This window comes from Mycolicibacter heraklionensis (genome assembly GCF_019645815.1).
GTDB lineage: Bacteria > Actinomycetota > Actinomycetes > Mycobacteriales > Mycobacteriaceae > Mycobacterium > Mycobacterium heraklionense.
This window is the reverse complement of record NZ_CP080997.1, coordinates 1,147,908-1,161,192: the sequence shown is the minus strand read 5'-3', so window position 1 is coordinate 1,161,192 and position 13,285 is coordinate 1,147,908. Positions and strand designations below refer to the sequence as shown.

At 68.6% G+C, this 13,285-nt stretch carries 11 protein-coding genes and 2 pseudogenes; 3 read left to right on the top strand and 10 right to left on the bottom strand.

What is annotated here, in order from left to right; genetic code table 11:
• Window position 1 precedes the first annotated feature (1 nt).
• Complete coding sequence (gene kdpA / locus K3U94_RS05545) at window positions 2-1,672, bottom strand: potassium-transporting ATPase subunit KdpA (protein ID WP_047317307.1); 1,671 nt, start codon at window positions 1,670-1,672, stop codon at window positions 2-4.
• Complete coding sequence (locus K3U94_RS23560) at window positions 1,673-1,762, bottom strand: potassium-transporting ATPase subunit F (RefSeq protein ID WP_109519438.1); 90 nt, start codon at window positions 1,760-1,762, stop codon at window positions 1,673-1,675.
• Window positions 1,763-2,094: 332 nt separating this feature from the next.
• Here K3U94_RS23560 and K3U94_RS05535 point away from each other — a divergent pair.
• Together K3U94_RS05535 and K3U94_RS05530 are read left to right on the top strand one after the other, a co-directional pair.
• A pseudogene (locus tag K3U94_RS05535) lies at window positions 2,095-2,805 on the top strand (dienelactone hydrolase family protein); the annotation flags it as partial.
• Window positions 2,802-3,233 carry a CBS domain-containing protein gene (locus tag K3U94_RS05530; protein ID WP_220695842.1) on the top strand — a complete coding sequence of 144 codons (432 nt, stop codon included), beginning with the start codon at window positions 2,802-2,804 and terminating at the stop codon, window positions 3,231-3,233. The pseudogene K3U94_RS05535 and the gene K3U94_RS05530, both read left to right, overlap by 4 nt.
• Before the next feature lie 26 nt (window positions 3,234-3,259).
• Here K3U94_RS05530 and K3U94_RS05525 read toward each other — a convergent pair whose 3' ends face one another.
• The 7 genes and pseudogenes from K3U94_RS05525 to K3U94_RS23550 all read right to left on the bottom strand — a co-directional run.
• On the bottom strand, window positions 3,260-4,210 hold the full coding sequence (locus K3U94_RS05525) for a Ppx/GppA phosphatase family protein (RefSeq protein ID WP_220695841.1): 951 nt from the start codon (window positions 4,208-4,210) through the stop codon (window positions 3,260-3,262).
• Complete coding sequence (locus K3U94_RS05520; RefSeq protein WP_047317309.1) at window positions 4,201-4,692, bottom strand: DUF501 domain-containing protein; 492 nt, start codon at window positions 4,690-4,692, stop codon at window positions 4,201-4,203. The genes K3U94_RS05525 and K3U94_RS05520 overlap by 10 nt, the downstream gene beginning before the upstream one ends.
• The gene (locus K3U94_RS05515; protein ID WP_220695840.1) at window positions 4,685-5,323 is read right to left on the bottom strand and encodes an FtsB family cell division protein; all 639 of its coding nucleotides are present in this window, start codon (window positions 5,321-5,323) and stop codon (window positions 4,685-4,687) included. The genes K3U94_RS05520 and K3U94_RS05515 overlap by 8 nt, the downstream gene beginning before the upstream one ends.
• Window positions 5,324-5,341: 18 nt before the next feature.
• Entirely contained in the window at window positions 5,342-6,631 is a 1,290-nt protein-coding gene (gene eno, locus K3U94_RS05510; RefSeq protein WP_220695839.1) for a phosphopyruvate hydratase, read from the bottom strand.
• Between the two features lie 81 nt (window positions 6,632-6,712).
• Window positions 6,713-7,447: a lytic transglycosylase domain-containing protein gene (locus tag K3U94_RS05505; RefSeq protein ID WP_047317312.1), complete on the bottom strand. Its 735-nt coding sequence runs from the start codon at window positions 7,445-7,447 to the stop codon at window positions 6,713-6,715.
• A gap of 135 nt (window positions 7,448-7,582) precedes the next feature.
• Window positions 7,583-8,143, bottom strand: a complete 561-nt coding sequence (gene sigC, locus K3U94_RS23555) for an RNA polymerase sigma factor SigC (protein WP_230987574.1) — start codon at window positions 8,141-8,143, stop codon at window positions 7,583-7,585.
• 147 nt (window positions 8,144-8,290) lie between these two features.
• Window positions 8,291-8,962 (bottom strand): annotated as a pseudogene (locus tag K3U94_RS23550) (DUF2275 domain-containing protein); the annotation flags it as partial.
• Window positions 8,963-9,080: 118 nt separating this feature from the next.
• Here K3U94_RS23550 and K3U94_RS05495 point away from each other — a divergent pair.
• Window positions 9,081-10,607 (top strand): PPE family protein, encoded by a 1,527-nt coding sequence (locus tag K3U94_RS05495; protein WP_220695838.1) that lies wholly within the window; start codon window positions 9,081-9,083, stop codon window positions 10,605-10,607.
• A gap of 22 nt (window positions 10,608-10,629) precedes the next feature.
• Here the strand turns inward: K3U94_RS05495 and K3U94_RS05490 are convergent, their stop codons facing one another.
• Window positions 10,630-13,230 (bottom strand): LuxR C-terminal-related transcriptional regulator, encoded by a 2,601-nt coding sequence (locus K3U94_RS05490; protein ID WP_220695837.1) that lies wholly within the window; start codon window positions 13,228-13,230, stop codon window positions 10,630-10,632.
• Window positions 13,231-13,285: the final 55 nt, after the last annotated feature.

The window sequence follows — 13,285 nt, the reverse complement described above, 5'->3', positions numbered from 1 at the left end:
GTCAGTGCAGCCCTTCAGCGAGTGGCCCCAACGCCAGTGCCGGCAGAAAGGTGAGGGCAACCAGAATGAGCGTCACCCCGACGACCATGCCGACGAACTGGGGCTTGTGGGTGGGCAGCGTGCCAAGGGATTCCGGAGTCTGACCCTGCGCCGCGAGCGCCCCGGCCAGCGCAAGCACCAGGATCATCGGCAGAAACCTGCCGATGAGCATCGCGATGCCCAGCGCGGTCTCGTACCACGTCCCGTCGGCTGCCAAGCCCGCGAACGCGGAACCGTTGTTATTCGCCGCGGAGGTGAACGCGTAGAGCACCTCGGAGAGCCCGTGCGGTCCGGTGTTGGCCATCGCCGAGCGCAGGCCCGGCAAGGCGATCGAAATTGCCGTTCCGCACAGCACAACCACTGGAGTCACCAGAAAATAGCTTGCCGCCAGCTTGATCTCGCGTGCACTGATCTTCTTGCCCAGGTATTCCGGCGTACGGCCGACCATCAGCCCGGCGACGAACACCGTGATCACCGCGAGGATCAAGATGCCGTACAGGCCCGAGCCGACACCGCCGGGAGCGACTTCCCCCAGTTGCATGTCGACCATCGTCAGCAGGCCGCCCAGACTGGTGTAGGAGTCGTGCGTGGAATCCACTGCGCCGGTGGAGGTCAGCGTGGTCGCCGCGGCGAAGACCGCCGAGTCGGCCACGCCGAGCCGCTGCTCGATCCCCTCACTCGCGGCCCCCACGGCGGTCGGGACGGTGCCGTGATGCGCCAGCTGCGACCAGCCGAGCAGGCTGACGCTGATGAGGGCGATCACGGCCATGATGGCGGCGATGGCGTGACCCTGCTTGGTGTTGCCCACCATGCGGCCGAACGTGCGGGGCAGCGAGAACGCGATGACCACCAGCAGGAAGATCTCGACCCAGTTGGTCCATGCGGTCGGGTTCTCGAACGGATGCGCGGAGTTGGCGTTATAGAAGCCGCCCCCGTTGGTGCCCAGCAGCTTGATCACTTCCTGGCTGGCCACCGGGCCACCCGGAATGGTCTGCGGCGCACCGGTCAGGGTCGTGATTGTCTGGTCGTTGAGGTGAAAGTTCTGGACAACCCCGCCGGCGATCAACACCGTCGCGCCGACGACCGCGATCGGGAGCAGGATGCGCAGGGTGCCACGAACCAGATCAACCCAGAATGAGCCCAGCACGGCGGTGCGTCGGCCCACGAGCCCGCGGACAAAGGCGACGGCTACCGCCATGCCGACCGCGGCGGAGACGAAGTTCTGCACCGCCAGGCCGGTCATCTGCACCAGATGGCCCTGCGTCGACTCGCCGGGATAGGCCTGCCAGTTGGTGTTGGTGACAAAGCTGACCGCGGTGTTCCACGACAACCCAGGCGTCATCGATGTCGCCGGATCATCCAGATGCAGGGGAAGTGCGCCCTGAATGAGCTGCAGAACGAACAAGAACACCACGCAGACGGCCGAAAACGCCAGAACACTGCGCGCGTAGCCGACCCAGGTCTGTTCGGACTCCGGGTTGACACCGATCGCCCGGTAGACGAATCGCTCACTGCGGGAGTGTGTTTCACGGGTGTAGACCCGATACATGTAGTCGCCCAAAGGTACGTGCACCGCCACCAGCGCCACGACCAACGACGCCAGGAACAACACGCCCGCGGCTGTCGTACTCAACTAGAACCGTTCCGGGAACAGCAGTGCGGCCACCAACAGCACGACCACCGCAAGGGCCAGCGCCAGACCGACGGCATTGGTAAGGCTCACAGTCGCTCAACCAACTTCAACACCCCGCCGAGCAGGGCGAAGATCGCCACCGTCAGCAGCAGGTAGGTCACTACAGCCACGCGTTCTCCGTTCTCGAGAACCCGATCGGGTCTGCGACGAAGCTAGACCCGGTGAGCAGGCACGGCGGCGGCCGTTGACGCTTTCTTTACGCTCGACGAGGCGACCTTTACGGCCCGGTAACGCAGGCGCCCGCCGAGGCGCACCGACCCGGATCGGACCTAGGGGACTTTTGTCCCTACGCGATCAGCCCTAGTGCTCTTGGGCGGTCCACGACGTCGCGCAAGACTTGAAGAATGTCCAGCATCGATCGTGATGTTGCGGCCCGACCGCCCGTGACGCGCGACGAAGAAGTCCAGGTGCCGGTCGGCCCGGTGACCCTGGCCGGGCACCTGGTCATTCCCGAAAAGCCGACAGGGATCGTCGTCTTCGCGCATGGCAGCGGCAGCAGTCGACACAGTCCCCGGAATCGCGCTGTAGCCGACGTTCTGAACCGGGCAGGACTTGCCACGCTGTTGTTCGACCTACTGACGCCGCAAGAAGAACGCTTACGCACCAATGTTTTTGACATTTCGTTGCTGGCCGGGCGTTTGGTCGAAGTCTCGAATTGGCTCGCGGCGAAGTCGGAGACCGCCGCGCTGCCGCTCGGTTACTTCGGGGCGAGCACCGGGGCGGGCGCCGCGCTGGCAGCAGCCGCCGATCAGGGGGTGAAGGTGGCAGCGGTGGTCTCCCGCGGTGGCCGGCCCGACCTGGCGGGTCGGGCACTGAAGAACGTCAGCGCACCGACGTTGCTCATCGTTGGAAGCCGCGATGAGGCGGTCCTGGAACTGAATCGGCAAGCCAAGGCCATGATGCCGGGCACCTGCGAACTCGCCATCGTCACCGGTGCCACGCACGTCTTCGAGGAGGCCGGCGCGATCGAGAAGGTGGCAATGCTCGCGCGTGACTGGTTCCTCGAACACCTCGGTCGGACGACTGCTGCACCAGGCAGCAACACCAATACGGACCAAAGGAGGACATCATGACTACCGCACGAGACATCATGCACGCCGGCGCCACCTGCGTGGGTGAACACGAAACACTCGCCGCGGCGGCCCGGCAGATGCGCGACATGGGCGTCGGTGCGCTGCCGATCTGCGGTGACAACGACCGATTGCAAGGGATGATCACCGACCGCGACATTGTGGTCAGAGGCCTTGCCGCAGGACTGGATCCGGCCACCAGCACCGTCGGCGAACTAGCTCAGGGCAGGATGTATCACGTCGACGCCGATGCGAGCGTCGAGCAGGTGCTGATGGTCATGGAAGAACATCGGGTACGGCGACTGCCGGTGATCGAGAGTCATCGTCTGGTCGGCATGGTGAGCGAGGCGGACATCGCGCTCCACCTCCCCGGGCACCAGATCGCCGAATTCGTGAGAGCGATCTGCTCCCCCGACGCCCTGGTCGGCTGATCGCGACGGGTGGCGACCGGCGGCGGTCAGGCGATCGACAGCACGATGCCGTCCAGGATGTCGTGTTCGCTGACCACCAGCTCCGCGATTCCGGCGCGCTCAGCCAAGATGCGGGCCAGCTCCTCGACCACGATCGCCCCGCCGCCGATGACATCGACGCGGCCGGGGTGCATCGGCCCCAGGGCGGCCCGCTCGGCACGGCTCATGCCGATCAGTTGATCGCAGACCGCCGTCAGATCGTCGAAGCCGACCCGCGACAGATGTATTGCGGCCGAATCGTATTCGGGCAGCCCGTGCGCCAGGGCCGACAGCGTGGTCATGGTCCCCGCCACTCCCACCCAGGTTCTGGCGTGCTGCACCGGCACCGCCTGCACCGCCTCGCCGAGCAGCTCGCGAGCCACCTCGCGAGCGGCCGAGACTTCCTCGGTGGTCGGCGGGTCGGAGTGCAGGCACCGTTCGGTCAACCGGACACAGCCGACGTTGGCCGAGTAACTCGCCGACACCCCGGTGTCCGGATCGCCCAGCACCACCTCGGTGGATCCGCCACCGAGATCGACGACCACGAATGGCCCGTCGGCACTGTCCAACTCACCCACCGCGCCGCGGAAGGACAGCTGCGCTTCCTCTTGCCCGGTGATCACCTCGGCGACCGCCCCCGCAACGGCTTGTCCCAATACCTGCGCGGTCATGGCGAAGAACACGTCGCGGTTGGCCGCGTCGCGGGTGGCCGAGGTCGCCACCATCCGCACTCGTGAAACACCGTGTGCCACCAGCAACTCGGTGTAGTCGGCCAGTGCCGCGCGGGTGCGCTCCAACGCCTCGGGGGCGAACTGTCCGGTCGCGTCGACGCCCTCGCCCAGCCGGACGATGCGCATCTCCCGGTGGATGTCGCGCAGCCGGCCGTCGACCGGCTCAGCGATCAGCAGCCGAATCGAGTTGGTGCCGCAATCGATTCCGGCCAGACGAGTCACAGCCACTCCTCCGGCCGGAGAATCCCGGCCATCGCGGGCTCGGCGGCCAGGATGGCCAGCGTCTCGTCGCCGAACGGGTTGACGCCGCGGCCCTTGGCCAGGGAATGCGCCATCAGCACGTGCAGGCATTTCACCCGGTCGGGCATGCCCCCGCCGGTGAACGTGGTTCCCAGCGGTTGGATCGCGTCGCGTTCGGCGAGATAGGACTCGTGGGCGGCCCGGTAGCCGGCGGCGAGTTCGGGATCGTGCTGCAGCCGCTCGGTCATGTCGGCCATCAAGCCCGAGGACTCCAACCGGCTGGCCGCGGCGGTCAGCGCCGGGTGAGTCAGGTAGTACAGGGTGGGGAACGGTGTTCCGTCCGGCAGCTTCGGGGCCGTTTTGACCACGGCGGGCTCGCCATTGGGGCACCGATAGGAGATCTCCAGGACGCCGCGGGGCTCTCGGCCCAGTTGCCGGCCCACCGCGTCCAGGTCGGCGGGATCAACCAACGGGCACCACCGGTGCGGGCGGAACCGGAACCCACGGCGGTGCCGGCGGCGGCGGAGGAGGGTGCGGCGCGTCGGCGATGGTGTGCCACAGCGCGGTGTACCAGGGGTCACCACTGGGGGCGGCCAGGGGTTCGGCGCCCGGCTCGCCGGGCACCTCGGGCGTCGCCGGCAGCTGGACCTGGTAGGGGATCTCGCCGGGCATGACGAAGCCGAGCCGCTGGCGGGCCTGCGCCCGGATGTGCGCGGGGTCGTCCAGGTTGGCCTTCTGTTGCTGCAGGTCGGTGATCTGGCGGTGCAGGGTGGTCTCCAATTGGGACTGCTGTTTCATCTCGGCGTGCTGGGCGAAGAAGGTACGGACCGGCCCGGCGACGGTCAGCGTGAGCACGCACATCACCGCGGCCAGGATGACCGCCCGCCGGGCGGTGAAACCGACTCGCAGCTCCGAGCTCTGCTCGGCCGCCGCGGCAATGGCTCGTTTGACCGCTCCGGCGGGTGACGGCGGCGTGCGCGAGCTGCCCGTCGCGCGGCGCACCACCGCTGCAGGACGCGGCCGTGCACGTCGCGTCTCTCCGGCCCGGCCCGGCCGTGATTTCGCGGCGCGCCGCTTGTCGGGCCGTTTCGGATCGGACATGGCAGCGCCCCCTGGCTGCTACTTGCTCTCCGGCGCGTAGCGGGGGAAGGCCAGCTCGCCGGCATAGCGGGCGGCGTCGCCGAGTTCCTCCTCGATGCGCAGCAGCTGGTTGTACTTGGCCACCCGCTCGCTGCGGGCCGGAGCACCGGTCTTGATCTGGCCACTGCTGACGGCCACAGCGAGGTCGGCGATGGTGGTGTCCTCGGTCTCGCCGCTGCGGTGGCTCATCATGGTGCGGTAACCGCTGTGGTGGGCCAGGGTGACGGCGTCCAGGGTTTCGGTCAGCGTACCGATCTGGTTGACCTTGACCAGCAATGCATTTGCCGCACCCCGCTCGATGCCCTCCTCGAGGCGTTCGGGGTTGGTGACGAACAGGTCGTCGCCGACGAGCTGCACCCGGTCCCCGATCGCCGAGGTCAGCGACACCCAGCCGTCCCAGTCGTCCTCGGACAGCGGGTCTTCGATCGACACCAGCGGGTAGTTGTCGAGCAACTTGGCGTAGAACTCGGTCAGCTGGGCCGCGGTGCGGTTCTGCTTCTCGAACGCGTAGCCGCTGCCCTCGGTGTAGAACTCGGTGGCCGCGACGTCCAGCGCCAGCGCGACATCGGTGCCCAGCTTGAGCCCGGTGGCCTCGATCGCGGTGCTGATCAAGTCCAGCGCGGCGGTGGTGCCGGCGACGTCGGGAGCGAAACCGCCCTCGTCACCAAGCCCGGTGGACAGCCCCTGCTTCTTCAGCACGGCCTTCAGCGAGTGGTAGACCTCGGCACCCCAGCGCAGCGCCTCGGCGAAGTTGGGGGCGCCGATCGGGGCGACCATGAACTCCTGGACGTCGACACCGGTGTCGGCATGCGCGCCGCCGTTGAGGATGTTCATCATCGGCACCGGCAGGATGTGGGCGTTGGGGCCACCGAGGTAGCGGTACAGCGGCAGCGCCGCGGAGTCCGCGGCGGCCTTGGCCACCGCCAGCGACACACCCAGCATGGCGTTGGCGCCCAGCCGGGACTTGTCCGGGGTGCCGTCGAGGTCCACCAGGGCCTGGTCCACCAGCCGCTGGTCGTCCGCGCTGATCCCGATCACCACCGGCGCGATCTGGTCCAGTACCGCGGTGACCGCCTTCTGCACACCCTTGCCGCCGTAGCGGGTGCCACCGTCGCGCAGTTCCACGGCCTCGTGTTCGCCGGTGGAGGCGCCGGAGGGCACCGCGGCCCGGGCGAAGGTGCCGTCCTCCAGCGCGACCTCGACCTCGACCGTGGGGTTGCCGCGGGAATCGAGAATCTCGCGGGCGCCGACCTGCTGGATGATGGACACTGACTTCTCCTTGAGCGTGGGTGGGGCCGGCCGTCTTGTCCTATCGATGGCCTGTTGGGAGCCTATCCCGTAACAGACGCCTCACAGCGGGCGACCGGCCGCGTACGCGGCGGCCCAATCCCGGACAGCGCGGGCGTAGATCTCCGACTCGTTGTAGGCCATCAACGCCGTCATCCAGCCCTTGGGGGTGGCCAGATCTTTGCCGCGCCAGCACAGATAGCCGGCCGCCGACAGTGCGGCGTCATCGATGTTGTCGGGGCTGACGACGCCGTCGTTGTTGGCGTCGACACCGTAGAGCCGCCAGGTCTCCGGAATGAACTGCATCGGGCCCATCGCGCGGACCACGCCGTCGTCGTCGGCCAGCTCCGGCTGCACGTCCTCGACGATGTGAAGATTGCCGCCGGACCCGTCGAGCCGGACGCCGCGGATCTTGGGCCGCACGTCGCCGTTGCGTGCCACCGTGGCGTTGTTGTAGTGGCCGTGATGACTCTCGATCTGGCCGATGGCCGCCAGCGTGGTCCAGCCCAGATGACAGTTGGGGTTCTCCACCTCCGCGACCCGTGCGGCGTAGGCGTAGGCCTCCAGCGCGGTGATCGGGATGCCGAGCATCGGGGCCCGCTCGGCGGCCCACTGATAGAGCTGGTCGGCGGGCCGGCCCGAAGCGACGTCGGTACTCACCGGCGGCACCGGGTCTCCGGGGGGTGGCGGCACACCCTGCGGGATGGGATTACCGAGCTGCCAGCTGCAGCTGGACGCCAGCAGCACAGCCGTCGCGCCGACGACGGCGGCCGTCCGCAGCCAACGTAGCGCCGACACCGCTCTCCCCAACCTCGAAGCTATGGTTTTGCGTCCATCGTTCCATGACCGGTCCAAGAGCGAGGCACCACCGACTGCCCGCGTCGCCTGCACACCTGGTAAAAACCGGCTCTGCCAGCGCGAATCCAAGCCGGTCTAACCGGTGAGCTCACCGCGTTCCGGATCGGCCAGCAGCGCGTCACGCGCGCGTGCGACTCGAGACCGAATAGTCCCCACCGGGCAACCACAGACCGCGGCCGCGTCGGAATAGGACAGGCCGAAGAGCTGGGTCAGCAGCAATGCCTCGCGCTGATCGGTCGACAGGCCGGCGATCAACGCGGTCACCTCGACGACGTCCTCGAAGCCGCGGGCGGGCCGGTCGCGGTCGAGCAGCAGCTCGGGGTCGGCGCCCGGCGCGGTGCGCGGACGCGACTTGAGGTACCGAATGTGGTCGGCCACCACCCGGCGCGCGATGGCCAGCAGCCAGGTCCGGGCGCTGGAACGGCCGGCGAACCGCGGGATCGCGCCGATGGCTCGCAGGAAGGTTTCCTGGGTCAGGTCGTCAGCGCTGACACCGTCGAAAAGGTAGGCCACGAATCGCCAGACATCGTGCTGAGTGGCCTTGATGAAAGCCTCCAGCGCCCGGGCATCACCGGCTGCGGCGGCGACGGCGAGAGCGGTGACAGCATCGTCGTCGACCCGGTCAGCTCCCGCCATGAACATCCACCTTAGACCCGGGGTCGCGACGCTATTACGACGCATGGTCGTAGAGCTGTCGGAGCGGTTGACCGACCGCAGATGGCGGCGCCGGCCCCGACTGCCGGGCGCCGCCGGGCCAGCCCCATCCGCAGCGCCGTCGACGTCCCACCGGGCCGGGCGCGGGCCTGCGCCACCGATGCGTTGGCGCGCCACCAGCAAAGCGAATACCAAGCCGATCAGCACCGGCAGGTGACTGGCGATCCGAGCTGCCGTCACCTGACCGTGGTAGGCGTCGACAGCCACGTAACCGCCCAATGCCAGGGCATACACTCCGGCGATCGCGGCAACGCCGACCGCCACGGACGGCCAGATACCGGCGGCGATCATCGCCCCGCCGAGCGCCAGCAACCAGGCGGTGGACTCATGCAGCAAATGCGCTCCGGTGGCGGCGCCGTGCCCGTGTCCGTGCGCCGACACCATGCCGAAGTCCACGCCGGCGATCTGCACCGCCGCCATCGCCACCTGGAGCACCCCGACGGCTATCAGCGCCGGCCGCCGAAAGCCCCACCGCGACCACAGGCTGCCGCCGGAGCTCTCGGCGGTGACCGATGTCACCCCGGCGGCCGCCAGAATCTGGGCGGCCAGGTCGGGGCCGGCGTCACCGTCGGTGTCGCTGTTGATCTCGGTCAGCTTGCGGGCCTGCGCGGCGGCCCCGACCAGCCAGCGCCGGCAACTGCGGCAAGATGCCAGGTGCGCGTCGACCTGCTGCGCCGGCAGCTCCTGCTGCTCGCCGTCGAGCAGCGACGACAGGGTCTCGCGCACCACCTCGCACCGCATGCCGACATAGTCGCTCATTCGGCGCCCGGATACAAAGATTCGTCTGCAGGGAACCAAACCGGGCCACGCCGCGACCAATTGGTTGACCGAACAAGATCACGTTGGGAAGAGGTGCTCGATGACCGCACCGGTCTGGCTGGCGTCGCCGCCGGAGGTGCACTCGGCGCTGCTGAGCGCCGGGCCCGGCCCCGGGCCGCTGCTGGAATCGGCGTCGGCGTACTCGGTGCTGAGCGCGGAATACGCCGAAGTGGCGGCCGAGCTCGACGCGGTGCTGGCCGGAGTGCAGGCCGGCGCCTGGCAGGGCCCCAGCGCCCAGCAGTACGCGGCCGCGCACGGCCCGTATCTGAGCTGGCTGGCCGAGAGCGCCGCCAAGAGCACCGCCGCGGCCGGCCTGCATCAAACCGCGGCCACGGCCTACACCGCCGCGCTGGCCGGCATGCCCACGCTGGCCGAACTGGCCGCCAACCACGCTGTGCACGCGGCGCTCGTGGCGACGAACTTCTTCGGCGTCAACACCATCCCGATCGCGGTGAACGAAGCCGACTATGCCCGGATGTGGGTCCAGGCCGCGGAGATGATGACCGTCTACCAGGGCGTCGCGGGAGCGGCGCTGGCCTCGGTTCCGCCTGTGACGCCCGCGCCGCCGATCGTGGCCCCGGGGGCTGCCGAGGCCGCTGCCGCGCCCAGTTGGGAGCAGCAGCTCAAGGACCTGATCACGCAGTACAACATGGGCTTTGCGGACCCGATCGCCAAGTGGCTGTGGTCGCAGTTGGGCTTCGACGGATATCCGATCGAGGCGTTTCCGTTTGCCAGCTCGGTCACCCAGATGCTGCTGCAGATCCCGGGGATGTCCCCCATTCTGGCCGGGGCCTTCGGCTGGTTCACCTTCCACACGCTGATGCTGTTGTGGCCGATCGGGCAGATTGCCCTGCAGATGGCGATCCCGATCGTGATGGCCGCGTTGCCCGCTCTGGCCGCCGCCGCCGGACTCGGTGCGCTCGGCGCAATCGGTGCGGTCGGGCTCGACCAGACCGTCGAGCCGACCCCGCCGATGCCGGTGGGCGGCAGCGTCGGCGCCCCGGTCGCCGCGGGTGCCCCGGTGCCGGCGGGCGCCGAGGCGTGCGCCTGCGCGGACCCGATCTCCTCGGCGGGAACCACCGCTCCGGCCACCGCAGGCGCCGGCATGCCGGCCGGCGGCGCGGCGGGTGGCGGGCCGGGCGTCGGATTCGGGCCGACCTCCTGCCTGTACCTGGTGAGCAGTGTCTCCTCGTCGGCGCGCAGCTCCAGCGGTGCGCGACGTTCCCGCAGTGCCGACGAAGAGGCCTCGGAGAGCCAGGGCGCCCCCGGTGAGGCGACGGCGCAGGCGCTGGCCGCCAAGCGCCGGCAGCGCCAGCGCGCCAAGCAGCGCGGATTCGGCGACGAATACATGGATATGAACATCGGTGTGACGCCGGAGTGGGAGACGCCCCCGGGCGCCAGCGCCTCGGATTCCGGGGCCGGCCCGCTGGGCTTCGCCGGCACGGCCGCCAATTCGGACCGGCGCGCGGCAGGGCTGACCACCCTTGCCGACGATCGGTTCGGCAGCGGACCCCAGATGCCGATGATCCCCGGCGGCTGGAACGGGTCCACCCGCTCGCAAGACTGAACGCCTCACCGCCGCGCCTCGGCTATCCGGCGGGCTCCTGCCAGACGATCTTCGCGAGATCGTCGCGATCGGCGATGTCGAGCTTGATGCAGGCGCGGTAGATGTGACCCTCGACAGTGCGGACCGACACCGTCAGCCGCTCGGCGATCTGCCGATTCGACAGTCCACGGGCGATCAACGCCGCGATCTCACGCTCGCGTGAGGTCACCGGCAGGGGTCGCGCCGCATTTCTGATGGCCGGCGTCATCGCCCCGTCGCAATGCGTGGCAAGCCACAGCGCACGCGCTGCTGACTCCGCGCTCCTGCGCCGCTGACCGGCACGCTCGTACAACGGCACCGCCTGCGCGACGGCGTCCGCGGCGGACAACATCAAGCCCGCGGCTTCGAATTCGACACTGGCCGCGTCCAGGGCAGACGCGTCCCCGGCGCCCACGGCCTCCGCATGTCGGGCGTACATGGCCGCGACCTGTCCCCCGACGCGTGTCGCCAATGTCCGCAGTCGACCGGCGACGGTGCGGTCGCCGAACCGGGCCGCATGGTGCAATGCCTCGGCTTCGACCGCGAACTGGCCCGAGCTGCGGGCGAGACCTGCGGCGGCGCGGGCCAAGTCGACGGCCGAGCGTTCGCCGCCCTTGGCGGCGGCAAGCCACGACTTGGCGATCATCACCTGCGGCTCCCACAGCGCCTCGTGCGGGCCGGTGTGTTCCTTGGTAGCGTCCAGCACCCGCTCTGCCTCGTCGATGTTGGTCAGCGCGGCGTGCGCGCGCACCAGCAGCACCCGTGCGGGCAGCTGCCAGGGCAGTGAGGCTTCAGCGTTCAACGCCGCGATCGCCTGCTCCATCGACGAGATCGCATCGCGGAATCTGCCACGATATGTCGCGACCAGGCCGGCCATGATCTTGGCAATCGCCCATCCGACGAACTGCCCGGCAGACGAGAACTGCGCGTACTCGGCTACCCGCCGATCGGCCAGGTCGAGTTCCCCGACGTAGGTGAGCGCCAGCACATCGCCGTAGCGCACCATTACCCGAAGCATGCCGTCGGTGGCCTTCTGCTCGGCGCGGCACCTGGCGGCAATCGGTTCGAAATCACCCCCGCGGCCCGCGAGCGGCATGGCGAGTCCCGCACCGAAAGCGGCGAAATCGATGGCTTGCTTCGGGGCGTGGGGGTCCGCCAACACCTTCTCGGCTGCGGCCAATCCCTCGTCGATCTTGTTCTGGTGGACTGCCATTGCCGACTCGGTGGCGTCCACGATGAGCTTGAGGGCCGGGTGTTCCACGCGGCTGTGCAACAGTTTCAAGAGCTCGGTGGCCTGCGTGATATCACCCATCGACCAGAACAGGATCGACAGCCGAGGGATGCCCCACTGTACGAGCTGTAGCTCATCGAGGTGGGACGGATCAAAGCGGGCGAGGATCTCGTCGGCTTGGACCGGATGGCCCTGCCATAGCAGCGCCCGCGACAGGAGTTCGGCGGCGCGCAAACCACCACCCCGCTCAAACGCCGCGCGTGCCAACCGTTCCCCAAGCGGCAGGTTCGACAGGAAGATCGCGTCCTTGGCCGCGCTGATGAGCGAGCCCATATCCACCACCTGGTCGCTGTCGATGCACAAGTGCGCCAGCCGGATGCGGTCAGTGGCCGATTCCAGATCACGGTCTCGAAGAACCTGCACGATGCGGCCGCGCAGACTGCGTGCCGACGCGGTCCCGACCCGGCGGCGGACGACGTCACCGAATACGGGGTGGCTGAACCGCGCGCTGAGGTGCCGACCGTCCTGCGCGACGCGGATCAGGCCTTGCACCTCTGCGGCGTCCACCGCCTCCTCACCGGCCAACTCACACAACGCATCAACGTCCAGTGGTTCGCACAGCGCCAACAGCTTCAACGCGCCGACGACGTCATTGCCGGCGCGATCGAGACGCTCGTCGAGCAGAGCAGCCAGACCGGACGGGATCGTCGTCGGCCCACGCAGCTGCCACACGCCGTTGACTTCAGTCAAAGTTCCCGCATCGACCGCCCCCTCGACCAAGTGGCGCAAGAACAACGGATTGCCGCCCGACGCTTCCCACATGACGTCGGCGCTGAGCCCCTCGAGCGTCCCGCCCAGGGCCGATTCGACCAGCGCGACACTTTGTTCCTTGGTGAAGACCTGAAGCTCGAGGCGTCGCAGGTGCCCGTCCTTCCACAGCGCGGTGACGGCGTCGAGAACCGGTTCGCCGCTGCGCACCGTGGCCACCACGCGCGCCGCCCGCTCCACCACGATCTGGTGCAGCAAAGTGGCCGACAGTTCGTCCAACAGGTGCGCGTCGTCAACACCGATAACGGTGTCACCGTCGGCCAGAAGGGATTTGCGCGCCGACATCAGCAGCGCGATCGGGTCGCGTGAGGCGGACGCCTCCACCCACTGGGCAAACGCACCCAGCGGGATACTGCGGGAGGACTCGGTGCATGCCACCCAGCGCACCTGCGAAGTCAGCGATCTGGTGACGGCGCGGGCCAAAGTCGTCTTGCCGACTCCGGCGGAGCCCACCAGGACCACACCGCAGCTGTCTTCGTCGCTCAGCGAAGAGCGGATCGCCTCGTATTCCACGGGGCGATCGAGCAGCCGCCAACCGCCTGCCATGGATCGATAGTGTAAGTCGGCTTTCCGCGCGTCACCAGCAATAATCCGCTTCAGA